Annotated in this window: 25 protein-coding genes; 11 read left to right on the forward strand and 14 right to left on the reverse strand. The window is 71.3% G+C overall.

The window, feature by feature from the left end:
* Positions 1-39 precede the first annotated feature (39 nt).
* Positions 40-1,251 (forward strand): alpha-hydroxy acid oxidase, encoded by a 1,212-nt coding sequence (locus AB0N03_RS34170; protein ID WP_364380466.1) that lies wholly within the window; start codon positions 40-42, stop codon positions 1,249-1,251.
* Here the strand turns inward: AB0N03_RS34170 and AB0N03_RS34175 are convergent.
* Positions 1,248-1,991 carry an SDR family oxidoreductase gene (locus AB0N03_RS34175; protein WP_364380469.1) on the reverse strand — a complete coding sequence of 248 codons (744 nt, stop codon included), beginning with the start codon at positions 1,989-1,991 and terminating at the stop codon, positions 1,248-1,250. The two genes, AB0N03_RS34170 and AB0N03_RS34175, sit on opposite strands and share 4 nt — an antisense overlap.
* Before the next feature lie 82 nt (positions 1,992-2,073).
* Between AB0N03_RS34175 and AB0N03_RS34180 the strand changes: the two genes are divergently transcribed.
* Complete coding sequence (locus tag AB0N03_RS34180; protein ID WP_364380471.1) at positions 2,074-2,688, forward strand: TetR/AcrR family transcriptional regulator; 615 nt, start codon at positions 2,074-2,076, stop codon at positions 2,686-2,688.
* 133 nt (positions 2,689-2,821) lie between these two features.
* Entirely contained in the window at positions 2,822-4,438 is a 1,617-nt protein-coding gene (locus AB0N03_RS34185) for an L-lactate permease (protein WP_364380775.1), read from the forward strand.
* Here the strand turns inward: AB0N03_RS34185 and AB0N03_RS34190 are convergent.
* The 5 genes from AB0N03_RS34190 to AB0N03_RS34210 form a co-directional block, all read right to left on the reverse strand.
* Positions 4,419-5,054, reverse strand: coding sequence for a nicotinamide mononucleotide transporter family protein (locus AB0N03_RS34190; RefSeq protein WP_364380474.1), 636 nt, complete (start codon positions 5,052-5,054; stop codon positions 4,419-4,421). The two genes, AB0N03_RS34185 and AB0N03_RS34190, sit on opposite strands and share 20 nt — an antisense overlap.
* Before the next feature lie 53 nt (positions 5,055-5,107).
* Positions 5,108-5,830 (reverse strand): MOSC domain-containing protein, encoded by a 723-nt coding sequence (locus tag AB0N03_RS34195; RefSeq protein ID WP_364380477.1) that lies wholly within the window; start codon positions 5,828-5,830, stop codon positions 5,108-5,110.
* A gap of 96 nt (positions 5,831-5,926) precedes the next feature.
* A complete protein-coding gene (locus AB0N03_RS34200) occupies positions 5,927-6,703 on the reverse strand; it encodes a hypothetical protein (RefSeq protein WP_364380480.1) in 777 nt (258 codons plus the stop codon).
* Between the two features lie 310 nt (positions 6,704-7,013).
* Complete coding sequence (locus AB0N03_RS34205; RefSeq protein WP_364380778.1) at positions 7,014-8,207, reverse strand: ABC transporter permease; 1,194 nt, start codon at positions 8,205-8,207, stop codon at positions 7,014-7,016.
* Between the two features lie 23 nt (positions 8,208-8,230).
* On the reverse strand, positions 8,231-9,139 hold the full coding sequence (locus tag AB0N03_RS34210) for an ATP-binding cassette domain-containing protein (RefSeq protein WP_364380483.1): 909 nt from the start codon (positions 9,137-9,139) through the stop codon (positions 8,231-8,233).
* A 128-nt stretch (positions 9,140-9,267) separates the two neighbouring features.
* Between AB0N03_RS34210 and AB0N03_RS34215 the strand changes: the two genes are divergently transcribed.
* From AB0N03_RS34215 to AB0N03_RS34235, 5 genes are all read left to right on the forward strand, one after another.
* The gene (locus AB0N03_RS34215; RefSeq protein ID WP_364380486.1) at positions 9,268-10,482 is read left to right on the forward strand and encodes a helix-turn-helix domain-containing protein; all 1,215 of its coding nucleotides are present in this window, start codon (positions 9,268-9,270) and stop codon (positions 10,480-10,482) included.
* Between the two features lie 312 nt (positions 10,483-10,794).
* Positions 10,795-11,718, forward strand: a complete 924-nt coding sequence (locus tag AB0N03_RS34220) for an ACP S-malonyltransferase (RefSeq protein ID WP_364380489.1) — start codon at positions 10,795-10,797, stop codon at positions 11,716-11,718.
* A complete protein-coding gene (locus AB0N03_RS34225; RefSeq protein ID WP_364380491.1) occupies positions 11,715-12,698 on the forward strand; it encodes a beta-ketoacyl-ACP synthase III in 984 nt (327 codons plus the stop codon). The genes AB0N03_RS34220 and AB0N03_RS34225 overlap by 4 nt, the downstream gene beginning before the upstream one ends.
* Before the next feature lie 76 nt (positions 12,699-12,774).
* Positions 12,775-13,020, forward strand: coding sequence for an acyl carrier protein (locus AB0N03_RS34230; protein WP_004559006.1), 246 nt, complete (start codon positions 12,775-12,777; stop codon positions 13,018-13,020).
* A 27-nt stretch (positions 13,021-13,047) separates the two neighbouring features.
* Complete coding sequence (locus tag AB0N03_RS34235) at positions 13,048-14,298, forward strand: beta-ketoacyl-[acyl-carrier-protein] synthase family protein (RefSeq protein WP_364380495.1); 1,251 nt, start codon at positions 13,048-13,050, stop codon at positions 14,296-14,298.
* Positions 14,299-14,350: 52 nt separating this feature from the next.
* Here the strand turns inward: AB0N03_RS34235 and AB0N03_RS34240 are convergent, their stop codons facing one another.
* Positions 14,351-14,944: a hypothetical protein gene (locus AB0N03_RS34240; RefSeq protein ID WP_364380498.1), complete on the reverse strand. Its 594-nt coding sequence runs from the start codon at positions 14,942-14,944 to the stop codon at positions 14,351-14,353.
* Between the two features lie 129 nt (positions 14,945-15,073).
* Positions 15,074-15,577: a DUF3145 domain-containing protein gene (locus AB0N03_RS34245; protein ID WP_364380501.1), complete on the reverse strand. Its 504-nt coding sequence runs from the start codon at positions 15,575-15,577 to the stop codon at positions 15,074-15,076.
* Between the two features lie 274 nt (positions 15,578-15,851).
* On the opposite strand from AB0N03_RS34245, the gene AB0N03_RS34250 reads away from it, so the two are divergent.
* Complete coding sequence (locus tag AB0N03_RS34250; protein ID WP_364380504.1) at positions 15,852-17,771, forward strand: hypothetical protein; 1,920 nt, start codon at positions 15,852-15,854, stop codon at positions 17,769-17,771.
* A 17-nt stretch (positions 17,772-17,788) separates the two neighbouring features.
* Here AB0N03_RS34250 and AB0N03_RS34255 read toward each other — a convergent pair whose 3' ends face one another.
* Positions 17,789-19,183 (reverse strand): NAD(P)/FAD-dependent oxidoreductase, encoded by a 1,395-nt coding sequence (locus tag AB0N03_RS34255; RefSeq protein ID WP_364380507.1) that lies wholly within the window; start codon positions 19,181-19,183, stop codon positions 17,789-17,791.
* Between the two features lie 137 nt (positions 19,184-19,320).
* Here AB0N03_RS34255 and AB0N03_RS34260 point away from each other — a divergent pair, with 137 nt between their 5' ends.
* Positions 19,321-19,797 carry a histone-like nucleoid-structuring protein Lsr2 gene (locus AB0N03_RS34260; protein ID WP_364380510.1) on the forward strand — a complete coding sequence of 159 codons (477 nt, stop codon included), beginning with the start codon at positions 19,321-19,323 and terminating at the stop codon, positions 19,795-19,797.
* 74 nt (positions 19,798-19,871) lie between these two features.
* Here AB0N03_RS34260 and AB0N03_RS34265 read toward each other — a convergent pair whose 3' ends face one another.
* From AB0N03_RS34265 to AB0N03_RS34285, 5 genes are all read right to left on the reverse strand, one after another.
* Positions 19,872-20,603, reverse strand: coding sequence for a lipoate--protein ligase family protein (locus tag AB0N03_RS34265; protein WP_364380513.1), 732 nt, complete (start codon positions 20,601-20,603; stop codon positions 19,872-19,874).
* Complete coding sequence (locus tag AB0N03_RS34270; RefSeq protein WP_364380516.1) at positions 20,600-21,988, reverse strand: NAD(P)(+) transhydrogenase (Re/Si-specific) subunit beta; 1,389 nt, start codon at positions 21,986-21,988, stop codon at positions 20,600-20,602. The genes AB0N03_RS34265 and AB0N03_RS34270 overlap by 4 nt, the downstream gene beginning before the upstream one ends.
* Positions 21,985-22,287, reverse strand: coding sequence for an NAD(P) transhydrogenase subunit alpha (locus AB0N03_RS34275; RefSeq protein ID WP_364380781.1), 303 nt, complete (start codon positions 22,285-22,287; stop codon positions 21,985-21,987). Before AB0N03_RS34275 ends, AB0N03_RS34270 begins: the two co-directional genes overlap by 4 nt.
* 5 nt (positions 22,288-22,292) lie before the next feature.
* A complete protein-coding gene (locus AB0N03_RS34280) occupies positions 22,293-23,405 on the reverse strand; it encodes a Re/Si-specific NAD(P)(+) transhydrogenase subunit alpha (RefSeq protein WP_364380519.1) in 1,113 nt (370 codons plus the stop codon).
* 123 nt (positions 23,406-23,528) lie between these two features.
* Positions 23,529-24,146, reverse strand: a complete 618-nt coding sequence (locus AB0N03_RS34285) for a TetR family transcriptional regulator (protein ID WP_364380522.1) — start codon at positions 24,144-24,146, stop codon at positions 23,529-23,531.
* 195 nt (positions 24,147-24,341) lie between these two features.
* Between AB0N03_RS34285 and AB0N03_RS34290 the strand changes: the two genes are divergently transcribed.
* Positions 24,342-25,409 (forward strand): FAD-binding oxidoreductase, encoded by a 1,068-nt coding sequence (locus tag AB0N03_RS34290; protein ID WP_364380525.1) that lies wholly within the window; start codon positions 24,342-24,344, stop codon positions 25,407-25,409.
* The last annotated feature ends 6 nt before the right edge of the window (positions 25,410-25,415 follow it).

The following is a 25,415-nucleotide window of genomic DNA, read 5'->3' on the forward strand; positions in this document are numbered from 1 at the left end:
GTCCCGTTCGCCGCAAGGCCGTCTAGGGAGTTGATGAAGGTGACGAAGCGCCGACTGCCGAAGCCGGACGAGCTGAAGCAGCTCCTGCGGCCCAAGCCGATCGTGCTCAACCCGACCGACCGGCGCCTGGCGAACGCGCACACCATCGCCGACCTGCGGATGATCGCCCGCAAGCGGACCCCGCGGGCGGCCTTCGACTACACCGACGGCGCGGCCGAGCTCGAGGACAGCCTGCTCCGTGCCCGTCAGGCCTACCGGCGGGTCGAGTTCCACCCGAACGTGCTGCGCGGAGTGTCCGATGTGGACACCACGCGCGAGATCCTCGGGAAGACGTCGGCGCTGCCGTTCGCCTTCGCCCCCACGGGGTTCACGCGGATGATGAACCACGAGGGCGAGGCCGCCGTCGGCCGGGTGGCGCAGCGCAACGGCATCCCGATGGGCCTCTCGACGATGGCGACGACGTCGATCGAGGACCTCGCCGAAGCCGCGCCGGAGGCCCGCAAGTGGTTCCAGCTCTACGTCTGGCGCGACCACGGCGCGGGCGAAGATCTGATGAATCGCGCGTGGGCGGCGGGCTACGACACGCTGATGCTGACCGTGGACACCCCGGTCGGCGGCGCGCGCCTGCGCGACGTCCGCAACGGCCTGACCATCCCGCCCGCGCTGACGCTGAAGACCTTCCTCGACGGCGCGACGCACCCGGCGTGGTGGTTCAACCTGCTCACCACCGAGCCCTTGCAGTTCGCCTCGCTCAGCCACTTCGACGGCACCGTCGCCGAGCTGCTGAACAAGCTCTTCGACCCCACGCTCAACTTCGACGACCTCGACTGGGTCCGCCGGACCTGGCCGGGCAAGCTCGTCGTGAAGGGCGTGCAGAACGTCGACGACGCCCGCGACGTCGTGAAGCACGGCGCGGACGCCGTCCTGCTGTCCAACCACGGCGGCCGCCAGCTCGACCGCGCCCCGACGCCCCTGGAGCTGCTGCCGGCGGTGCTGGACGAGCTCCAGGGCGGCGCCGAGGTCTGGATCGACACGGGCATCCTTTCGGGCGGCGACATCGTGGCGGCGATCGCCCGCGGCGCGGACGCGGTGCTGGTCGGCCGCGCGTTCCTGTACGGCCTGATGGCCGGCGGCGAGCGCGGCGTGCAGCGGTGCGTCGACATCCTGCGCACGGAGATGGTCCGCACGATGCAGCTGCTGGGCGTCCGGACGCTGAAGGACCTCACGCCTTCGCACGCGACCCTGCGTTAGACCTGCGCGTGGCCGCCGTCGACGAAGAACTCGACGCCGTTGACGAAGCTCGCGTCGGCCGACGCCAGGAACAGCGCCGCGCCGGCGATCTCCGACGGGTCGGCGACGCGGTCGAGCGGGACGCCCGCCCGCATCGCGTCGAGCCAGGCCTGCTGGGCATCCGGCTCGACCAGGCCGAGCATGCCCGGGGTGACCGTCGGCCCCGGGCTCAGGACGTTGACGCGCACACCCTTGCCCTTCAGGTCGAGGGCCCAGGTCCGCGCGAAGTTGCGGACGGCGGCCTTCGTCGCCGCGTAGACGCTCATGCCGGGCGCCACCCGCGTCGACGTCGTCGAGCCGGTGATGATCACCGACGCGTTCTCGTTCAGCAGCGGCAAGGCCTTCTGGACGGTGAAGAGCACGCCCTTGACGTTGGTGCCGAACGTGACGTCGACCTGCTCCTCGGTGATCTCCCCGAGCGGGGCCAGGACGCCGCTGCCCGAGTTGGCCACCACTACGTCCAGGCCCTTCCCGCGCTCTTCCACGGCGCGGTAGACCGCGTCGAGGTCCGCGAGGTCCGAAGAGTCGGCGCGGATCGCCTGGACCGAGCCGCCGATCTCCGCGACCGCGTCGTCGAGGACCTCCTTGCGGCGGCCGGTGATGAAGACGTGCGCGCCTTCGGCCACGAACCGCTTCGCGATGGCGAGCCCGATGCCGGTGCCGCCGCCGGTCACGACGGCTGTCTTGTTCTCCAGGTTCACGATGTCCTCCGAGTTCTTGACTATCTCGTCCAGAACATACGCAGTTCTGGACGAGATAGTCAAGAACAAGTAGCCTGGCGCCATGGCGAGACCCCGGAGCTTCGACGAGCGTGCGGTCCTGCGCACGGCCAGGGACCAGTTCTGGTCGACGGGGTACGCGGGCACCAAGATCGACGACATCGCCGCGGCCACCGGCCTCGGCAAGGGCAGCCTCTACGGCGCCTTCGGCGACAAGCACGCGCTGTTCCTGCGCGTCTTCGACGACTACTGCACCGACGCGGTCGACGGCACCCGTCGCGACCTGGCCGGCCCCGACAGTGGCGCTTACCAGCGGCTCCGCGACCACGTCTTCGCGATCGCCGAAGCCACCGGCACGGACCGCGACCTGCGCGGCTGCCTGCTCGCGAAGAGCACGGCCGAGTGCGCGGAGCACGACGAGGCGGTCGCGGCCCGGGCGTCGCGGGCGTTCCGCGATCTGGCGGACCAGCTGACGGACTGCGTCACGGCGGCCCAACGCGCGGGCGACATCGCCGGCGACCAGCCTCCGGACCGCCTCGCCGGCCTCCTGCTCGCCGTCCTGCGCGGTATCGAGGCCCTCGGCAAGGGCGGTGCGACCCCGGCGGCCCTGCGCGCGATCGCCGAAACCGCCCTGGCCCTGCTCCCGAAGCCGGTGATGGAGACACCCCGCAGCCCGTGAGGCACTGACTCATTGGGCCAACCGGTCTCAACTTCTTGACGGGCCGACTGGTTTGTGACGAAGATCTCGGGCACTCGCCGAAAGGCCGTTTTCGCATCGTGGAAAACGGAGGTCGCCCGTGTTCGTGCAGGCCCTGTTCATGCAAGACGTGACTCCCCTCGGTTCGCTGGGCCTGTCGGCGCTCGTCGCCGTGCTGCCCCTCGCCACCGTCCTCGTGCTCCTCGGCGCCGTCCGGATGCGGGCGCACCACGCGGCCTTGATCGGGCTGCTCGTCGCGCTCGTCGTCGGCATCGCCGCGTACGGCATGCCGATCGTCCAAGCCGTCTCCGGCGCGCTGCAGGGCGCCGCGTTCGGGCTGTGGCCGATCATGTGGATCGTCGTCAACGCGCTGTGGATCTACCGGCTCACCGTGCGGACCGGGCACTTCGACGTCCTGCGCCGCTCGTTCGGCCGGGTCTCCGACGACCCGCGGATCCAGGCGCTGATCATCGCCTTCTGCTTCGGCGCGCTCATGGAGGCCCTCGCCGGCTTCGGCGCGCCGGTCGCGATCAGCGCCGTGATGCTGGTGGCCGTCGGGTTCCACCCGGTGAAGGCCGCGGTCGTCGCGCTGGTCGCGAACACCGCGCCGGTCGCGTTCGGCGCGATGGGCACGCCGGTCGTCACGCTGGCCCAGGTCACCGGGCTGCCGCTGCAGCAGGTCTCCTCGATCGTCGGCCGCCAGACGCCGCTGCTGGCCCTGGTCGTGCCGCTGCTGCTGGTGATCATCGTCGACGGCAAGCGCGGCCTGAAGGACACCTGGCTGCCCGCGCTGGTCTGCGGGGTCGCGTTCGGGCTCGTGCAGTTCCTCGCGTCCAACTTCGTGTCACCGCAGCTGGCCGACATCGGCGCCGCGCTCGCCGGCGCCGCCGCGCTGGTCGCGCTGCCGCAGACCCGCCGTCCGGTGCCCGAAGCCGTCCGGATCAGCATCGGGACCGGCGGGACGGCGACCGAGGAAGCGCCGCCGGAAGACTCCCGCAACGACGTCGTCAAGGCCTACCTGCCGTACGCCCTGATCATCGTGATCTTCTCCCTCGCCGTGCTGCCGCCGATCAAGAAGCTGCTGGACAAGGCGACCTGGAAGTTCCACTGGCCCGGGCTGAACGTCATCGGGCCGAACGGGAAACCGGTGTCCGGCAACACGTTCTCGCTGCCGTTCCTCAACACCGGCGGCACGCTGGTGCTCTTGGCCGGCATCATCACGGCCGCGATCCTGGCCGTCTCCGCGAGCGGCACCGTGCAGGAATGGCTCGCGACGGTCAAGGAGCTGCGGTTCGCGATCCTCACCGTCTGCTCGGTCCTCGCCCTGGCCTACGTGATGAACCTGTCCGGCCAGACGACGACGATCGGCACGTTCATCGCGGCCGCCGGCGCGGGCCTGGCGTTCCTGTCGCCGGTGCTGGGCTGGTTCGGGGTCGCCGTCTCGGGCTCCGATACGTCGGCGAACGCGCTGTTCGGCGCGCTTCAGGTGACGGCGGCCAACAAGACGGGCCTGGCCGCCGACCTCCTCGCCGCGGCCAACAGCTCCGGCGGCGTCCTCGGCAAGATGGTCTCCCCGCAGAACCTCACGATCGCCTGCGTGGCGGCCAACCTGCCGGGCGAAGAGGGCAAGCTGCTGCGGAAGGTGCTGCCGTGGAGCCTGGGGCTGCTGCTGGTGATGTGCCTGATCGTGCTCGGCCAGAGCACCGCCGTGCTCAGCTGGATGCTGCCATGACCTGGCGGTTCGCGACGCTGCGCGCGGAGCGGTTCCAGCTCCACCAGCCGTGCACGACGAGCCCGGCGAAGACGATGTAGATCGCGGCCGAGAAGTACAGCCCGGACGAGATCTGCAGCGGCACGCCGATCGCGTCGACGACCAGCCAGACCAGCCAGAACTCGACGAGCCCGGCCCCCTGCGCCGCGAAGGCGACGAGGGTGCCGACGAAGATGGCGGCGTCCGGCCAAGGTGCCCAGGACGCGTCGAGCGCGTCGAGGACCAGGGCCATCACGGTCGTGCCGGCGAGGAAGGCGCCGAGCATGGCGAGCCGTTCGACGAGCCGTCCCTGCCGCACGACCACGCCGAACACCGGGTCCTGGCGGCGGGTCCAGGCCCACCAGCCGTAGACGGAGATGGCGAGGATGGCGACCTGGCGGGCGGCGAGCCCGCCGAGGTGCGCGGAGGCGTAGACGGCGAAGAGCAGCACGGTCGCGCCGACCTGCACGGGCCACGTCCACAGGGTGCGACGCTGCGCGAGGAACACGACGGCGAGCGCGAACACCTGCCCGGCGAGCTCCGCGATCGAGATCCACTGGCCGAGCACCGTGATTCCGTGGTGCAGCAGGAAATCCACCTGACGCCCCTTTCGTCTACCGCATCAAACATGCTCCGGCGGGGGTGAATTCCCTAGAGACTGTGAGCCGCGGAACATCCCACCTCGTGGACGTCGTCCCCGACGCGGATCGTGCCGCCGCGGACGACGCGGGTCTGCACGCCGAAGGTCAAGCCGTTGGTGTCGGAGATCGCCTTGAGCAGCCCGGGCGCGGCCGGCAGCCCGTCGCCCGGCAGGCCGACCATCACGCAGCGGACGGCCTTGCGGAGCACCTCCAGCTCGACCTCGCCGATCCGGACGCGCTCCCCCACCCAGGCCTCTTCGGCGAGCTCCGGCGCCGGGCCGGTGTCGAGCAGGAGGTTGGCCCGGAACCGCCGCTCGTCGAGCGCGACGCCGGGCGCGTGCTCGGCCAGCCAGGCCAGCGACGACGTCGTGACCAGGTGGACGGGCGCTTCGTCGTGGTGCGGGATCTCCGCTTCCTTCGCCAGCTCGACGCCCGGGAAGCCCAGCGCGGCCGCGATCTCGGCGTGCACCTGCGCGGCGTCCCCGCGGAGCACGCGCCCGTCCGGGAAGGTGACCACCGGGACGTCGCCGTCGTACCGCGCGGCGAACGCGTGCAGGCCGGGCATCCGCCGGAACCGGCGGGAGTTCTTGCCGCTGCCGAACTTGCCGTCCGGGTCGCGGACCGCGTAGAGGCGGTCGCCGTCGAGACCGCGCTCGCCGACGTTCGCCTCGGTCAGCCGTTCCCCGAGCATGGACTTCACCGGATAGCGCCACAGCGCCGCCACGACCCCCATCGCTCCAGGGTATCGGCCGGCCCGGACGTCTTGCCGGGACGCGAGAAGGGCCCGGCGGCTTCCTCGTCCGCCGGGCCCCGCCCGCTCACTTCCCGCTCAGCCCTGTGCGCGCGGCATCCCGGCCGGCGGCGTCGGGGTGTTGTCCGCGCCGACGGTCGCGCGCGGCGGCGCGCTCGTGCCCATCTCGCCCGTGCGCTGCGCCGGCGTCTCGGCCAGCTGCTGCTGCATGTTCGCCATCCAGCCGCGCCAGCGGTCCTGCGCCGGCTTGATCAGGCCGCCGCCGAAGCCGACGACGATCACGCCGCCGATCGTCGCCAGCACCGCGATCAGCACCGGGCCGGTGATGGCGGTCGCGATGTTCACCTGGCCGAGCGCGGCGATGATGCCGAACGCCATGATCAGCCAGTAGGCGCCGGTGGCCAGGTAGCGGCCGGCCGGGCGGCCCGACATCGCCGACGAGACGACGTCACGCGCGACCTTCGCGATGGCCGCCGCGACCACGATCAGCACCAGCGCGACCACGATCCGCGGCAGGAACGCGATGATGTCGTTGAGCAGCTGGCTCACCGGGTTGGTCGGCCCGAACACGCCGAACGCCAGCTGCAGCGCGATCAGCAGGATGAAGTAGTAGACCAGTTTCACCAGGATGCCGGTCGCGTCGATCTTCTGCTGGCCGATGCGCCCGGAAAGGCCGGTCTTCTCGACCATTTTCCCGAAGCCGGCCTTTCCGAGGACGAGACTCAGCCCTTTCGACACCGCCTTCGCGATCAGCCAGCCGATCAGCAGGATGATCAGGAATCCGACGAATTTCGGGACGAACGTGGCCACCAGGTTCCACGCCTGCCCGAGCCCGTCCTTCAGTTGCTGGCCCATACCGACTCCCTCCACGGGTTTTGCGCCCGAATCGCCACCCGCCGATTCGGGGTGGTGCCGCTCTGTGCACCGGATCGTTGATCAGGTACCCGGCCGCGGCAACTCGTGCGCCCCACGATCGAGTGAGACGACTGGCGCGCGAAGATCAGCCGTGGCCATACTGGTTTCACCGGTGGGGACCGGGGAGACGAGGCCGTCCGGCGCAGCGTAAACCGCAAGCGCCGGGCGGCCTCGAGCATTTGTGGGGCACACGAAAAACCGGCCCCCGGAAGCCGGAGCTTCCGAGGGCCGGATGAACGTTCGGCGAACCTCAGGCGGCGCGCAGGGCGTCGCGCAGTTTCACCTTCGCGCCACTGCGCATGACCGCGTTCCGGTAGATCCGCGCGGCGAACCAGATCAACCCCGGAATCATCAGCACCACGAGCCCCACCGACAACACGGCTTCCCACACCGGCACCCCGCCCATCGCCAGCCGCATCGGCATCAGCGTCGGCGAGAACACCGGGATCACGGAAAGCACCTCGACGAACGTGTTCCCGGGGTCCGACGGCAGCACGGAAATGCCGACGACGTACCCGGCGATCACGAACATCAGCGCGGGCATCGTCGCGCCGCCGACATCTTCCTGGCGCGAAACCAGCGCGCCCAGCGCGGCGAACACGATCGAGTACATGAAGAACCCGAGCAGGTACCACACGATCAGCCAGACGACCGTGCCGACGGCCGCCGAAACGGAAATGGTGAGCACCCCGGCCGCCAAGCCGGTGATCACCCCGCCTGCTCCGATCACGAGCATCTGGATCAGCCCGACCACGCCGATGCCGAGCACCTTCCCGGCCATCAGCTGCCACGGCTTGATCGTCGACAGCAGCAGCTCCACCACCCGGGACGTCTTCTCCTCGACGACGCCCTGCGCCACGCTCTGGCCGTTGATCATCAACGAGAGGTAGATGAGGATGCCGGCGGCGATGCCCAGCACCAGCTGCTGGCCGTTGTAGTCGTACGGCTCCTCCAGCGGCGGGTCCTCGATGAACTTCGCCGAGGCGATGGCGGCCTGGAACCGCGCGGGGTTCCCGCCGAGCGTGGTGATCTGCTGGTCGAGCGCGACCTGCCGGGACAGCAGCTGCAGGACGTTCGCGAGCTTGCCGTCGAGGTCCTTCTTCACCTGGACGTGCACGGTCTTGCCGTCGCCGGTGAGCAGCGCGTCGATCGAGCCGTCGGCCAGCTTCGCGCGTCCGGTGGCCTCGTCGGCGACCTGAGTGGTGTCGATGGACTCGTCGACTGCCTGGCCGCCGGCCTTCAGCGGCGCCGCGAACGGGGCGGTCGCCGGGGTGTAGCCGATGGTCGAGTCGGCGCCGCCACCGCCCGAGAGGAACTTGATCAGCAGGATGCCGACGACGATCAGCAGCAGCATGACGACGGTGGCGACGCGGAACGCCTTCGACTTGACGCGGGTGCCGATCTCGCGGGAGGCGACCAGCCCGACCGCGCTCGCCGGGCTCATCCGGACGTCTTGGACCGGGGTGCTCACGCGGGGACCTCCTCGGTCGTGACGACGGAACGGAACAGATCGGCCAGCGACGGCTGTTCGCGGGCGAACTCGCGCACCGGCCCGGTGGCCAGCGCGGCCTTGAGCACGGCCTGGTCGTCGGCGCCGGCACCGAGTTCGAGCTCGGTCACCGAGCCCTTCCGGGCCAGCACCGTCACACCGGTGAGGCCGTCGGCCCAGCCGTCGCCGGCTTCGGGCACGTCGACCCGCAGCCGGACGGCGCCACCGGCGCGCAGCTCGCCGACCGTGCCGGCCTCGACCATCTGTCCACTCCGGACGATCCCGACCCGGTCGCAGAGCCGCTCCACCAGGTCGAGCTGGTGGCTGGAGAACACGACCGGCACGCCCTCGGCGGCCTTTTCCTTGAGCACCTGGCTCATCACGTCGACCGCGACCGGGTCGAGGCCGGAGAACGGCTCGTCGAGCACCAGGATCCGCGGCTCGTGCACCAGCGCCGCGGCCAGCTGGACGCGCTGCTGGTTGCCGAGGCTGAGCTTCTGCACCTCGTCGTCGCGGCGGCCGGCGACGCCGAGCCGTTCGGTCCACTTCTCCGCCGACGCCCGCGCGTCCGCGGCGGGCATGCCGTGCAGCCGCGCGAGGTACGTGAGCTGCTCGGCCACCTTCATCTTCGGGTAAAGGCCGCGTTCCTCGGGCATGTACCCGATGTGGCGGCGCGTTTCGTGCGTCACCGGCTCGCCGTCGTAGCGGACTTCGCCGCCGTCGGCGGAAAGCACGCCGAGCGCGATCCGCATGGTCGTGGTCTTGCCGGCGCCGTTGCTGCCGACGAACCCGAAAAGCTCACCCGGCCGGACTTCGAATGTCATTTCGCGCAAAGCGACCACGTCGCCGTAGCGTTTGGAGACCTTGTCGATCTCTAAACCGGTCATTCCGGTTCCCCCGTTCATTACTGGCTGCCCCCGCTCGCGATCCTAGGCAGTTCGTACACGCACCGCATAGCGCCTCGCGTTGCCGCCGGGGGCTACGAAAGTTGCGGGCACGTAGGATCGCGTGCGCCATGGATGGAACCACCGCCCCGCGCCGGGTGCCGAAGCACCACGGGCTCTCCGCGAAGACCCTTCGGCGGCTGGAGCACGCCTCCGGCAGCCTGGCGAGCGCGAGCGTCGCGGTGATGGAGCGGCGGCTGACGTGGTTCGCCCGGCTGCCCGCCGACCAGCGCGCGAGCGTCCTGTTGATCACGCAGGCGGGCGCCGCGGGCTTCGTCGACTGGCTGCGGGACTCGAAGGAAGCCCTGAAGCTGACGACCGAGGCGTTCCGCGACGCGCCGGCCGAGCTGTCCCGGTGGGTCAGCCTGCGCCAGGCGGTCGGCATGGTGCGCCTGGCCATCGAGGTGTTCGAGGAGCAGCTGCCGGAGTTCGCCGCGAACGAGGCGGAGCGGGCGGCGCTGATCGAGGGAATCCTGCGCTACGGCCGGGAAATCGCGTTCGCGGCGGCGAACTCGTACGCGGCGGCGGCCGAAGCGCGCGGCGCGTGGGACGCCCGCCTGGAGGCACTGGTCGTCGACGGGATCGTCCGCGGCGACGCGGAGGAGTCGGTGCTTTCGCGCGCGACGGCGCTGGGCTGGGAACCGTCGGCGGCCGCGACGGTCCTGGTGGGCAACCCGCCGTCGGAGGACCCGCCGACGGTGGTGTTCGAAGTCCGCAGCCGCGCGGCCCGCGTCGGACGCCCGGTGCTGCTGTCGGTCCAGGGTTCCCGGCTGGTGGTCGTGGTCGGCGGCCCCACCGAGGGCGGCGTGAAGGAGCGGGAGATCCTCGCCCGGATGTCGGTGGCGTTCGCCGACGGCCCGGTGGTGGCGGGCCCGACGGTTCCGACGCTGGCGGAGGCGCACCACAGCGCGACGGAAGCGTTGTCGGGGCTGCGGGCGGTGGTCGGCTGGCCGAGCGCGCCCCGCCCGGTCCGGTCGGCGGACCTGCTCCCGGAGCGCGCGCTGGCCGGGGATGCGGAGGCCGAGCGCCTGCTGGTGGACACGATCGCGCGGCCGCTGGAGGAGGCGGGTCCCACGCTGCAGCGCACGGTCGAGGCGTACCTCGAGACCGGCGGGGTGCTGGAGACGTGCGCGAAGACGCTGTTCGTCCACCCGAACACGGTCCGGTACCGGCTGCGCAAGGCGGCCGACCTCACGGGCTGCCGGCCGACCGACCCGCGGGACGCGCTGGTGCTGCGGATCGCGTTGACGGTGGGCCGGCTGGCACGAGCCCGCGGCCTCTGGTGACGGTCCCGGCCCCAAGCGCCCCAATGTGGCCTTGGTTGCGTTGAACGCACCGAAGGGCCCCTTGGGTGCGTTGAACGCACCGAAGGCCACATTGGGGCGATCGTGGCCCGGCGCCGCGACTCGGCCGAGCCGCTTCCCGAGACGGGCGTCACGTGATGGACTTAACAGCGAAAGGTGATTGAACCCGACAAGGCTTCCGGGTTACGCGCGAGCTTCTCCGGCGCGTCTTTGGAGGTTTCCGACAAAGACGCCGGGCAGACACTGTGAGCGTCGGCATCACGCCGAAGCGCCGTGAACGTGTTGTCTTGAAGGGTGACAGCAGCAGTCCTCGCTCCCGGTCAGGGGTCCCAGACCCCCGGCATGTTCACGCCCTGGCTCGACCTCGACGGCGCCCGCGAGCGCGTCGCGCTGTGGTCCAAGCGTGCGGGGCTCGATCTGCTCCGCCTCGGCACCGAGGCGGACGCCGACGAGATCCAGGACACCGCGGTCGCGCAGCCGCTGATCGTCGCGCTGTCGCTGCTCACCTTCGAACACCTCCAGGCCACCGCGCCGGTCCCCGCGGACGCGCCGGTCGCCGGGCACTCCGTCGGCGAGCTCGCGGCCGCCGCGATCGCCGGGGTGCTGAAGCCCGAAGACGCCGTCGCGCTCGCCGCCGTCCGCGGTGCCGAGATGGCGAAGGCGTGCGCGCTGGAACCGACGTCGATGGCCGCGGTCATGCTCGGGGACCCCGAGCAGGTCGTCGCGTGGCTCGAAGAGCGGGGCCTGACCGCGGCGAACCGCAACGGAGCGGGGCAGATCGTCGCCTCCGGTGCCGCCGACGCGATCGCGAAGATCGTCGCCGAGCCCTTGGAAGGCACGAAGATCCGCGCCCTCAAGGTCGCCGGCGCGTTCCACACGCAGTACATGGCGCCCGCCGAAGAGGCGTTGCGCGCCCACGCCGCCGAGCTGAGCCCGGCCGACCCCACCCGCCCGCTGCTGTCCAACGCGGACGGCGCGGTCGTCACCAGCGGGGCCGAGTACCTGGCGCGCCTGGTCGCGCAGGTCACCCGGTCGGTCCGCTGGGACCTGACGATGGACGGCCTGGTCTCCCTCGGCGTCACCCGCACCGTCGAACTCGCGCCCGCGGGCACGCTGACCGGCCTGGTCAAGCGGCAGCTCAAGGGCGTCGTCACCACTACCACCGCGCTGAAGACGCCGGCCGAACTGGCGGCGCTGCGCCAGGAGGACGCCTCGTGACCGATCGACCCGCCCTGAGCCTCAACCCCGGCTCCCGCGGCAGCCGCGTGCTGGGCATCGGCAGCGCGCAGCCGGACAAGATCGTCACCAACGACGACCTTTCGCAGATCATGGACACCAACGACCAGTGGATCCGCGACCGCGTCGGGATCATCGAGCGCCGGTTCGCGGAGAAGGGCGAGTCGCTCACCGACTTCGCCGTCGCCGCGGGCACCGCCGCGCTGGCCGACGCCGGCGTCGACCCGTCCGAAGTGGACACGGTGATCCTGCCGAACTGCACCATGCCGACGCTGATCCCGAACGCCGCCGCCCAGGTGGCCGCGCGGATCGGCATCCCGAGCCCCGGCGCGTTCGACCTCAACGCCGCGTGCGCCGGGTTCTGCTACGGCCTCGGCGTCGCCTCCGACCTGGTCCGGGCCGGCTCGGCGAAGAAGGTCCTCGTCATCGGCGCCGAGAAGCTCACCGACTCGGTCAACCCGACCGACCGCGCGAACGCGATCATCTTCGCCGACGGCGCGGGCGCCGCGGTCGTCGGCGCGTCCGACGAGCCGCTGATCGGCCCGGTCTCCTGGGGCAGTGCCGGCGACCTGGTCGACCTGATCGGCATGACCGAGGACAAGTTCATCTACCAGGAGGGCCAGTCGGTCTTCCGGTGGGCGACGACCCAGATCGCGCCGATCGCCATGCGCGCACTGGAGGTGGCCGGGCTCACGCCGTCCGATGTGGACGTGCTGATCCCCCACCAGGCGAACCTGCGCATCGTCGAGGCGATCGCGAAGAAGCTGCGGGCCAACGGCGCCCGCGACGACATGGTCGTCGCCGACGACATCAAGTACTCCGGCAACACCTCGTCGGCGTCCATCCCCCTCGCGCTGGACCACATGCGCAAGGCCGGGACGGCGAAGCCCGGCGACGTCGTGCTGGCGGTCGGGTTCGGCGCGGGCCTGTCCTACGCCGGGCAGGCGTTCGTCTGCCCCTGATCACCGTTACGCTCCCCGCGGGCACTCGCCCGAGGACACGCAGACCCAAAGAAACACCGAGAAGGGAACAAACCCCATGGCTGACAACGCTGAGATCCTCGCCGGCCTCGCCGAGATCGTCGAAGAGGTGGCCGGTGTGGCTCAGGACGACGTCACCGCCGAGAAGTCGTTCGTGGACGACCTGGACATCGACTCGCTGTCGATGGTCGAGATCGCCGTGCAGGCCGAGGACAAGTTCGGCGTCAAGATCCCGGACGACGAGCTCGCCAACCTGAAGACCGTGGGCGACGCCGTGAACTACGTGTCGGCCAACTCCAAGTAAGTCTGTTCCCTCCTTGAGGAGACTCCCATGAGCAACATCGACGTCGTGATCACCGGTCTCGGCGCCACCACACCGCTCGGCGGGGACGTGACGTCCACCTGGGACGGTCTGCTGGCCGGGCGGAGCGGGATCCGGGCGATCGAGGCCGACTGGGTCGAGGAGCTGCAGCTGCCGGTCAAGATCGGCGGCATGCTGGCCGTCGATCCCTCGGAGGTCCTCCCGCGGGTGCAGGCCCGCCGGCTGGACCGCTGCGAGCAGGTCGCACTGATCGCCGCCCGCCAGGCGTGGGCCGACGCCGGGTACGCGGAACCGACGGACGAGCACACCGACGTCGACCCCGACCGCCTCGGCGTGTCGATCGGCACCGGCGTGGGCGGCCCGGTCACCCTGCTCACCCAGAACGATCTGTTGCACCAGCAGGGTCTCCGCAAGGTGTCGCCGCTGACCGTGCCGATGCTGATGCCGAACGGCCCGGCCGCGCACGTCGGCATCGACCTGAAGGCGCGGGCCGGGGTGCACTCCCCCGCCTCGGCCTGCGCTTCCGGGGCCGAGGGCATCGCGAGCGGGGTGGAGATGATCCGCTCCGGCCGTGCCGACGTCGTGGTCGCGGGCGGTGCCGAAGCGTGCATCCACCCGATCACGCTGGCCGGTTTCGCCCAGGCCCGCACGGTGTCCACGCGCAACGACGACCCGGCGAGCGCGTCACGGCCGTTCGACGCGAGCCGCGACGGCTTCGTCCTCGGCGAGGGCGCCGGCGTGGTCATCCTGGAGCGCGCGGATCAGGCGAAGGCCCGCGGGGCGCGCATCTACGCGACGATCGCCGGGCACGGCATCACCTCGGACGCCTACCACATCACGGGCAACCACCCCGAGGGCATCGGCCAGATCGCCGCGATGCGCGCGGCGATGAAGATGGCCGGCGTGACCGCCGCGGACGTCGGGCACGTGAACGCCCACGCGACGTCCACTGTGGTCGGTGACATCGGCGAGGCGGCGGCGATCCGCAAAGCGGTCGGGGAGCACCCGGTCGTGACGGCGCCGAAGGGCGCGCTGGGCCATCTCGTCGGCGGTGCCGGCGCGGTCGAGGGGATCATCACGATCCTGTCGCTCTACCACGGCATCGTGCCGGCCACGATGAACCTGACCGACCTGGACCCGCGGGTGCAGCTGGACGTCGTGTCGGGTGAGGCGCGCAAGGTCGAGCTGACCGCGGCGATCAGCAACTCGTTCGGCTTCGGCGGGCACAACACCGCGCTGCTGTTCACCCCGGCGGCCTGAACGCACTGACGAACGAGAGGGGGCCCGGCTTCGGCCGGGCCCCCTCTCGCGTTCAGCACTTTTCGTGTTCGGGCGACGGCCCGTTGTCGACGGTGTCGATCTTCAACCCGGTCCGCTCGGCGATCACCGGCAGGGCGAGGCGCCACTTGATGCAGGGCTCGCGGAACCAGTCGGGGGCGTCGGCGACGTCCTGCTCGCTCGTGAAGCCGACCAGGACCCGCAGCGACGCGCCGGCGCCGCGCTCGATCCGGTAGACCAGCGCGTCGGTGTCCGTTGTGGACTTGACGCCCTTCTTCCAGTCACCGATCGGCGTATGCGCGATCCGTTCGCTGCTGACGGTCTGCATCCACTGCTGGTACTGCTTGGTGTTGATGGCCGAGAAGTAGGTTTCGAGGAGCTTGCGCACGGCCTCGGCCTGCGGGTGCGCCCGCGCGTCGTCGGTCATCCGGACGACGCCCGTCGCGGCGGGCGACCCGCTGCTCGCCGACGACGGCGTGGACGCCGAGGCCGTGGTCTCGTCGGCGGGCTGGTCGGGCCGGCGGTAGATCTCGCGCGCGAGCAGGCCGCCGCCCACGGTCACGGAGAGCACCACGACCACGACGGGCACCAGCCAGCGCTGGCGGGAGCTGGGGGCGGGGGTGGTCACGCCGCTGAGCGTACCGGCCCGGCCACGGCGCCCGGGGGCAGCAGGGTGGCGTGCCCCGGGGAAAGCGGCCCGGGCACGCCCGGATCACCCGAGGTCGCGCCGGACCGCCCGCCGGAAGCCGTCCCGCGGCTAGCCGACCTGGTGCAGCCAGGTCACCGGCGCGCCGTCGCCGGCGTGGCGGTAGGGCTCGAGCGCCTCGTCCCAGCTCGCGGCGAGGAGTTCGTCGAGCTTGTGCGCGAGGGACTCGCCTCCACGGGTCATGGCGACGAGAGCGCGCAGCTGGTCTTCGCCCACCACGAGGTCGCCGTTGGCGCTGGTCCGCCCGTGCCACAGGCCGAGGCCGGGCGCGAAGCAGAACCGTTCGCCGTCGACGCCCGCGCTGGGCTCTTCGGTGACCTCGAACCGAATCATCGGCCACGCCTTGAGGGCGGACGCCAATCTGGCGCCGCTGCCCGCGGGCGCGCGCCAACCGCACTCGGCGCGAAGCTGACCCGGACTGGCCGGCTGCGCCGTCCACTTCAGGTCAACGCGGACACCCAGGGTGCCCGAAATAGCCCACTCGACGTGCGGACACACCGCAGACGGCGACGAGTGGACGTACACCACACCTCGGGTGCTGCCACGGGTGCTCACTGCTACCTCCGCTTGTTGCTCGACGAGGGACGTCTTCCCCTACGCCCTACTTCGAGCTTTCAGCGCGGCCTCAGTGCGGCTCCCGAATGCCGCCTCCGATGCGTTGTAGCACATTCTGCACCCCAACCGTGCTGTTTGGCCACATGAACACCACAAGTCACCCAGGGCACCACTTTCGGTGGGCACGCGGCCGCGTCGTCCCCGTGTCGCGCGGTGGATACCGCCACGCGCGCTAGCGTGATGACCCGGAACGACGAGCAGGGAGGGGTTTTCGGTGCGACTGGTGCGCCTGGAGCGGCAGCAGTCCCGGGTGGCCGACGACGTCCGGGCGGCGCTGGCGTCCCTCGGCCGTGGCAGCACCGTCATCGGCGGGATCGCGCTGGTGGGCGTCGGCTCGGTGACCGAGCGCCCGATCGAGGCGGTGGTCCTGCTGCCCCACGGCGTGATCATCGTGATCGGCGTGGACCTCCCGGACCCGGCGCTGCGGCTGGAAGCCCCGCTGGGAGCGCCGTGGAAAGCGGACGGGTGGCCGCTGATCGCCGACGACGACGCGATCAACCCGGCGACCGAGGCGCTGGACGTGTCCCAGGCGTGTGAGCGGCGGATCGCTTCGCTGGTACCGGGCACGGGCCCGGTGGGGACGATCGTCGCGGTAGGACCGTACGTGGAGACGGTCGACCAGCCGGCGGCGGATTTGGCGGGCCCGGTCCGGGTGCTGCACCCGACGCCGACGACGATGCTGGCGGCCACGGTGTCGCTGGCGACGGCGCACCGGCCCCGGTCGGTGGACCAGGTACGGGCGCTGATCCGCGGGCTGGCGCCCGAGGCACCGGAGTTTTCGGACGAGGTGCTGGTGGGGGAAGGATTCAGCCGGTTCACGGACGATTCGCCACCGGAGTCCCTTTGGGACAGTGCTCCTGCGGCGGTGCCGAGCCAGGCAGGGACGACGACTCCGGGCGCGGCGGCAACGACCGGTTCGGCTGTCGCGGCAGGGTCGGCAGGGTCGGCAGGGTCGGCAGGGTCGGTTGGTTCGGTTGGTTCGGTTGGTTCGGTCGGTTCGGTTGGGTCGGCAGCTGCGGCGGACTCGGCCGGGCCGGTTTCACCCGCGGGCGATTCTGCGGGGCCAGGCTCACTCGCAGACAACTCACCCGCGGCCGAACCGGGTGCGGCTGCGGTAGGCCGCGCCGCGTGGCAGACCAAAACTCCGGTTTCGGCCGAGCCCGCCCCCACCGAGCACTCGGCGCTTGCCGAACCCGCACCCATCCCTGCCGCCGAACCGGAGCCCGCGCCCACCCCGGAACCGGAACCGGAACCCACCGAACCCGCGTCCCTCCCCGCCGAGGACTCGGAAAAGGAACGCCCGGCTCTCCCGGTGTTCCCCGGTGCGGCCTCGCCGAGTGATCACGACACCGAGCGGACCGAAAACCTCGCCCACCCGGCCAAGCCCGAACCGGCCGAACCGGCCGAACCCAAGCCGAACCCACCCAAGCCCGTCACCCTCAGCCAGATCACCCTGCCCCCCGAGCCCCCGAGCGCCGGCCCACCGCGCCCCTTCCCCACCCCGCGACCGGCTCCCCGCGAAGCCGCCCCCAGCTCGAAGACCGTCCGGTGGCTTCCCCTCGGCGCCATCGGGCTACTGGTCGCCCTGGTCGTCGCCGCCATCGTCGTCGCCACCTCCGGTGAGGACACCGACGCCGCTCCCACCGGGGCGCCCACTCCTGCGACTGCGCCGCCGTCGCAGGCCACCACCGCTCCCGCGCAGAGCCTCCAGTTCGCCCTGCGCGCCGCCGATCGCGACCAGCGCTGCGCCTCCCACGCCTTCGGGGACGCCCAGGCCAGCCTGCAGCAGACCAGCTGCTCCGGCGTCCGGCGCGCGTCCTACGCCGCCACCGTCGATGGGCGCGGGGCCGCCGTCACCGTCGGGATCGTCGAGTTCCCCGATGCCGCTCAGGCCGCCTCGTTCAAGGCCGTCGCCGACACCCCCGGCGGGGGCGGCATGCTCGACCTCGCCTCGGAGACCGGCAAGTGGGGCGCCACCCCGGCGCCGCAGTTCGAGAACGCCGCCTACACCTCCCGCGTCGAAGGCACGTCCGTGCGGGTCGTCCAGGCGGTCTGGGCGCCGGGACCGTCCACTCCGGACGATCCCGGCCTGGCCCGGGCCGCGAAAGCCGCCCTGGACCTGCCCGCCCAGTGACTGTGCCCGCTTGGTGACTAGAGCCCGTAGGTCTCCAGCAGCCGCAGCCACACCTCGCTGATCGTGGGGAACGACGGCACCGCGTGCCACAGCCGGTCGAGCGGCACCTCGGCGACGATCGCGATCGTCGCCGAGTGCAGCAGCTCCGAGACGTCCTGACCGACGAACGTCACACCGAGCAGGACGTTCCGCTCGGTGTCGACGACCATCCGGGCCTTGCCGGTGTAGCCGTCGGCGTGCAGCGACGAGCCCGCCACCGCGATGTCGATGTCGACGACGCGGTCGGCCGAGCCCTCGCGCGCGTCCGCCAGGCCGACGGCCGCGACCTCCGGGTCGGTGAACACGACCTGCGGCACCGCGTGGTGGTCGGCCGTCGCGGTGAACGGGCTCCACGCTTCGGAAGACACCGGCTTGCCCGCGGCCAGGGCGGCCACGGTGTCGCCCGCCGCGCGGGCGCCGTACTTGCCCTGGTGGGTCAGCGGGGCGCGCCCGGTGACGTCGCCCGCCGCGTACAGCCAGCCACCGTCCACTGCGGATGCCCGGCCGGTGTCGTCGACCTCCAGCGCGCGGCCGGCTTCGACTCCGAACGCCTCGAGGCCGAGCCCGGCGGTCGCGGGACGGCGTCCGGTCGCCACCAGGAACTCGTCGACGACGACCACCTCGCCGTCCTTCAGCGTCAGCTCGGTGCCGGCCTCACCCGCGGCGACCCGCTCGACCCCCGACTCCGTGTGCACGTACACGCCGGCTTCACGCAGCCCGTGCAGCACGAGGTCGCCGGCGAACGCGGCGTTGCGCGGCAGCGGCCGCTCGCCGGTGATCACCAGGTGCACCTCCGACCCCAGCGACGCGAACGCCTGCGCCATCTCGACGCCGACCACCCCGCCACCCAGGACGCCGAGCCGCCCCGGCACCGACTCCGCCGACGTCGCCTCCCGCGAACCCCACGGCCGGATCGTGTCGAGCCCGGGGATCGACGGCTTGCTCGGCACGCTGCCGGTGCACACGATCACGGCGTGCCGCGCGGTCAGCACGCGGTCGCCGTCGACGGTCACCTCCCGCTCACCGGTGAGCTCGCCGTGCCCGCGGATCGGCTCGATGCCGACGCCGCGAGCCCACTCGACCTGCCCCGAGTCGTCGCCCTTGCCGGTGAACCAGTCACGCCGCGCGAACACCGCCGCGGGGTCGAGCCGGTCGCCGACGGGCACGCCGGGGATCCGCTTCGCCGCGGCCAGGAGGTTTCCCGGCCGCAACAACGCCTTGCTCGGGATGCACGCCCAGTAGGAGCACTCGCCGCCGAAGCGCTCGTGCTCGACGAGGGCGACCTTGAGGCCTCCGCGGGCCGCTCGTTCGGCGGCCACCTCCCCCACCGGACCCGCGCCGATCACCACTACGTCAAAAGTCTGTGCAGACATGGCTTCAGCGCACACCACCACGCGGGATCACGCAAGCCAGCGGCTATCCTCGTCTTCGAAGCTGCAAGACATCGGCGGCCCGGGTGCCGTCGGCCCCGGTGCGCGCGAATACCACGTTCGAGCACGGGAGGTTTGTCGTGGCCAAGAACACGGCTGTGCGGGTCCTGGATGATCTCACCGGCGATGCCGCCGCCGAAACCGTCGGGTTCGGGCTGGACGGTATCGACTACGACATCGACCTCTCCTTCGCCAACGCCGACGCCCTGCGCGAGCTGCTGCAGCGCTACGCCGACGCGGGCCGCCGCACCGGCGGCCGCAAGCGCCGGCCGCGGATCGTCCCGGGCGCGAAGCGGCCCCGGGCGAAGGCGACCCCGAAGACGACGAAGACGACAAAGGCGGCGAAGCCGGTCGCCGGCCGGCGCACCACGGCGAAGGCGGCCACCCCCGCCAAGACCACCGCGAAGGCGACTCCGAAGGCGGCTCCGAAGACCACGGCGAAGGCCGAGCCGGCGAAGACCACCCGCACCCGGAAGGCGGCGGAGCCCAAGAAGACCACCCGGGCGACCGCCCGGAAGGTGCCGGGCATCACGTTCTCCGCGGCGGAGCACCGGTAAGTCCACAGTAGACATGAGGTCCGTGAAGGCCTCCTCACCGGCCTGAAAGCCGTGAAGGAGGCCTTCACGGCTTTCTAGGCCGCGCGCTGGGAGCCGTCCGCGTGCCAGGACGGGTACCGGTACCGCGTGTGCAGCAGCGCCCGCTGCCGCCCCAGCTCGGCCGCGGACGGCGGGCGCGGCACCAGCGTCCCGAGGATCTGCGACGCCGCCGCCCGCACCGCCGCCTCGACCGACGGGAACCCGGGCCGCAGCCCGTGCTCGGCCAGCGACGCCACCGGGCTGCGGTGGGAGTCGAGCGGCCGCGGGTCCGCCGGTGCGCTCGTCAGGTAGCGGCCGACCAGCGCGGCCGACGTCTCGACCAGCAGCGTCGAGTGGGCCAGCAGCCCGGTCTTGGTGCGGAACACGGCGAACCCGCACAGCTTCGCGTCGTCGACGAACAGGCCGCGGTCGCCGATCCGCGGCACCAGCCCGAGCTGGTCGACGGCGGCGCTCATGACTTTGCCGAGCGTCTCCAGCGGCCGGTCGGTGAGTCCGGGCAGGACCAGCGTCACGTTCAGGTTGCCCGGGTCGTGGAACACGGTGCCGCCGCCGCTGGCCCGCCGCAGCACCGGGACGCCGTCGCGGGCGCACGCCTCGACGTGCACCTCGCGCGCGATCCGCTGGCCGCGCCCCACCACGACGCAGACCGGGTTGCGCCAGAGCCACAGCACCGGTGACCCGGGCGCGACCCGGAGGAGCGCTTCGTCGAACGCCAGGTTCTCGGCCGGATCCGTGAACGCGGCACGGACGTCCGACCCGGTCGTCATAGCGCTTTGAGTTCCTCCACGATCTCGCCCACCGACGACTTGGCGTCCCCGAAGAGCATGCTGGTCTTCGGATCGTAGAACAGGTCGTTGTCGATCCCGGCGAAGCCGGAGGCCATCCCGCGTTTCAACACGATCACGGACCGGCTCTCGTTGACCTTGAGGATCGGCATCCCGTAGATCGGCGAGCTCGGGTCGTTCTGCGCGGCCGGGTTCGTGACGTCGTTCGCGCCGATCACCAGCGCGACGTCGGTCTGGGCGAACTCGGAGTTGATCTCGTCCATCTCCTTGAGCTGCTCGTAGGGCACGTCGGCCTCGGCGAGCAGCACGTTCATGTGCCCGGGCATCCGGCCGGCCACCGGGTGGATCGCGTAGGCGACGGTGATGCCCTTCTTCTCCAGCAGCTTCGCCATCTCGCGGACGGTGTGCTGGGCCTGCGCCACGGCCATGCCGTAGCCGGGCACCACGACGACCTTGCTCGCGTACGCCATCTGGATCGCGGTGTCGGCGGCGCTCGTCGAGCGGACCGGCCGCTCCTCCTTCGTCCCGCTACCAGCCGAAACCGCCGGGCCGCCGCCGAAGCCGCCCGCGACGATCGCCGGGATGGACCGGTTCATCGCCTTGGCCATCAGGTTCGTCAGGATCGAGCCGGACGCACCGACGATCATGCCCGCGACGATCAGCGCCGTGTTGTCCAGCGCCAAGCCCATCGCCGCGGCCGAGAGCCCGGTGAAGGCGTTGAGCAGCGAGATGACGACCGGCATGTCCGCGCCGCCGATCGGCAGCACGACGGTGAGGCCGAGGATGCCCGCCGCGACGAGCAGCCCGACGATCAGCAGCCAGGAGTCGCCGCCCGCGATGATCCCCACCGCGCACCCGAGCGCGATCAGCAGGAGCAGCGCGTTGACCGGCTGCTGCAGCTTGCCCATGGTGATCGGGCGGCCGCTGATCAGCTCCTGGAGCTTGCCGAACGCGACGTTCGAGCCCCAGAAGGAGATCGACCCGATGATCGCGGCGAACAGCGACGCGATCGCGATGTACGCCGGCTCGTGCGCGTAACCGTCGGTGGAGTTGAACTCGACCCACGCGATGAGCGCGACCGCGCCGCCGCCGACGCCGTTGAACAGGGCGACCATCTGCGGCATCGCGGTCATCTTGACCTTGCGCGCCGACGGCACGCCGATCACCGCGCCGATCGCGACGCCGAGGACGATCAGCAGCCAGTTGCCCATGCCGGGCGTGAGCAGGGTGGCGATGACGGCGATGCCCATGCCGACCGCGGCGATCCAGTTGCCGCGGACCGCGGTGCGCGGGCCGGTCAGGCCCATCAGGCCGTAGATGAAGAGGGCGAACGCGACGATGTAGAGGATCGCGACGAAGTCGGTCACTTCTCCTCCTCGTCGGCGGGCGCGGGCTTCTTGCCCTTGAACATCGACAGCATCCGGTCGGTGACCAGGAAGCCGCCGACGACGTTGATCGTGCCGAAGGCGATCGCGATCACCAGCAGGATCTTGTTGAAGACGCCGTCGACGCCGAGGCCGAGCACGACCAGCCCGCCCAGCAGCACGATGCCGTGGATGGCGTTGGTGCCGGACATCAGTGGCGTGTGCAGGGTGTTGGGCACCTTGGAAATGACGGCGAAGCCGACGAACCCGGCGAGCACCAGCACCGCCAGGTTCTGCACCAATGGGCTCACGAAGTGCTCCCTTCGCGCCCGGCCACGCAGGCACCGGCGACGATCTCGTCTTCGAAGTTCAGCTCCAGCGCGCCTTCCTTCGTCACGAGCAGCTCCAGCAGCTCGGTGACGTTGCGGGCGTAGAGCTCGCTCGCGTGCGAAGGCATTTCGGCGGGCAGGTTCAGCGGAGAGGAGATGGTGACGTCGTGCTCCACGACGTCCTCGCCCGGCTTGGTCAGCTCGCAGTTGCCGCCGGTCTCGCCGGCGAGGTCGACGACGACCGACCCGGCCGGCATGCCCTTGACGGCGTCCGCGGTGACCAGCGTCGGCGCCTTGCGGCCCGGCACCAGCGCCGTGGTGATCACGACGTCGAACCTCGTGATCGCCTCGGTGAGCCGCCGCTGCTGCTCCTCGCGCTCCTCCGGCGTCAGCTCGCGGGCGTACCCGCCTTCGCCGACCGCCTCGATGCCGAGGTCCAGGAACTGCGCGCCGAGCGACTTGACCTGCTCGCCGACCTCGGGCCGGACGTCGTAGCCGGTGGTCTGCGCGCCGAGCCGCTTCGCCGTGGCCAGCGCCTGCAGGCCGGCGACACCGGCGCCGAGCACCAGCACCTTGGCCGGCGGCACGGTGCCCGCCGCGGTGGTGAGCATCGGGAAGAAGCGCGGGAGCTTCTGCGCCGCGAGCAGCACCGCGCGGTAGCCGCCGATGCTGGCCTGCGACGACAGCGCGTCCATCGCCTGCGCCCGGGAGATCCGCGGGATCGCCTCCATCGCGAACGCCCGCAAGCCCGCTTCTTCGAGCTTCGCGAGCCCCTCCGGGTTGCCGCGCGGGTCGAGGAAGCCGACGAGGACGGTGCCCCGGCTCAGCTTCGCGACCTCGTCCGGCGCCGGCGCGTTCACCTTCACGACGACGTCCGCGCCCCACGCGTCACCGAGTTCGGCGCCCGCCTGGGTGTACGCGTCGTCACTCAGGTGCGCACGGGACCCGGCACCGGGTTCGACCAGGACGCGCAGCCCTCGTTGCGCGAGCCTCCCGACCAGTTTGGGCACCATGGCCACCCGGCGCTCCCCGGGGCGTGACTCGGTCACCACACCCACGGTGAGCTGCTGATGCTGTTCGCTGTCGGCCACACGACCTCCTCATCGGCGAGGCACGATCCGAGGGTTGTACCACGCCGGACCGACAGTCCCCAGTGACCTGGGTCGCAAGTACGGGGGTTGTGCCAGAAGATACGAGCGACGTAGGGGGAGCGTTCAGCTCGTTTTCCAGTGGGGGATCCCGAGCAGGATCAGGCGCAGCCGTTTTTCCGCCGTTGCGGTGATTTTCGCGTCTTCAACCGGCCGGGCTTCCAGCAGCTCGACAGTGGTCGTGATCATCACGGAAACGATCAAGTCGGCCAGCATGTGCAGGTCTTCGGTGCTCCACGCGCGCAGCGGGGCGAACCGGGCGAGGTCGATCGCGAGGTCGCCGGCGAACATCCGCAGTTCGACGGCGATGGCGCGGGCGAGCGGGCCGCCGCCGTAGCGTTCGCGCGTCAGGAACCGGAAATGGTCCTCGTTCGCCCGGACGAACTGGTGGACCGTGGCCACCGACGCGCTGATCATCCCCTGGTAGGTGTCGGGATCGGTGCGCGCCGACCGCATCATGCCGCGCAGCGTGCGCGTCGCTTCTTCGACGAGCGCGACGCCGAGTTCCTCCGTCGAGGCGAAGTGCCGGTAGAACGCCGTCGGCACCAGGCCGGCGCCCTTCGCGACCTCGCGCAGGGAGAGCGTCGCGAACGGACGGTCGGCCAGCAGGTCGAGGGCGGTGTCCAGCAAGGCCTGGCGCGTGCGCTGCTTGCGCTCCTGGCGGCTCACCGGCTCCTCTGACACGGGCTCCAGCGTACGGACTTCCTTTGGGGGTGCAGGGGGCCTGCCCCCTGCCGGGGCTCGGGGCGGAGCCCCGCTGAACACAGCGTCCACCGCGTTGCTCACGTCACATCCTCCGCGTTCCGCGTTGACAGGCAGTCCACTCCCGCAGTGCACTGTTCAGTGTACAGTCGTTCACTGTAATCGAGGAGGTCTCCGATGACGGCGCTCATCCCCCGGCGGGTGCGCAGCCTGGCCTCGCTGGCCGAGGCGCTGCTGACCCCGCACGGGATGGACCGCTACCTGGAGCTCGTCGACCCGATGCTGGTGCGCCGCGAGATCCGCGGCCTGGTCACGGCGGTGCGCAAGCAGACGCCCGACAGCGTCACCCTCACCGTCAAGCCCAGCCGCGCGTGGCCCGGCTTCACCGCCGGGCAGTACGTCCGCCTGCAGGTGGAGATCGACGGCGTCCGGCGCACGCGCTGCTATTCGCCGTGCGGTTCGCAGTACGACGGTGAACTCGAGTTCACCGTCAAGGAGCAGGGCCTGGTCTCCGGGCACCTGAACCGAGCGCTCGGCGCCGGCTCCGTGGTCGGTCTGTCCACTCCGGACGGCACGTTCACCCTGCCGGCCACCCGCCCGGACCGTGTGCTGCTGATCAGCGGCGGCAGCGGCGTCACCCCGGTGCTCGCCATGGCCCGCACGCTGGTCGACGAAGGCCACGCCGGCGAGGTCGTGTTCCTGCACTATTCGAACGGCCCGGCCGACGCGCTCTACCGCACCGAGCTGGCCGAGCTCGCGGCCCGGCACCCCGGGCTGAAGGTCGTGCACGCCTACACCCACACGAAGGGCGGGGACCTGCGCGGGTTCTTCTCGCCGGAGCACCTCGAGCGCGTCGCACCGTGGTACCGCGACGCGGAGGCGTTCGTCTGCGGCCCGAAGCCGCTGATGGACGCCGTGCGCGAGCAGTTGGGTGAACGCGCGCACACCGAAGAGTTCACGCCGCCGGCGTTGACCTTCGACACGGCGAACGCCGAGGGCCAGGTCCGGTTCAAGCGCAGCGGGCGGGAGTGCGCCAACTCGGGGAAGCCGCTGCTGGAGCAGGCCGAAGAAGCGGGCCTGTCGCCGGAGCACGGCTGCCGGATGGGCATCTGCTTCTCCTGCACCCAGCTCAAGACCGCCGGACGCGTCCGCAACGCTCGCACCGGCGAGGTTTCCGGCGACGAAGACGAAGAAATCCAGCTCTGCATCTCCGTCCCGGTCGGGGACGTCGAGATCGACGCGTAGGGAGAC

The organism is Amycolatopsis sp. NPDC051061 (genome assembly GCF_040682935.1).
Classification (GTDB): Bacteria; Actinomycetota; Actinomycetes; order Mycobacteriales; family Pseudonocardiaceae; genus Amycolatopsis.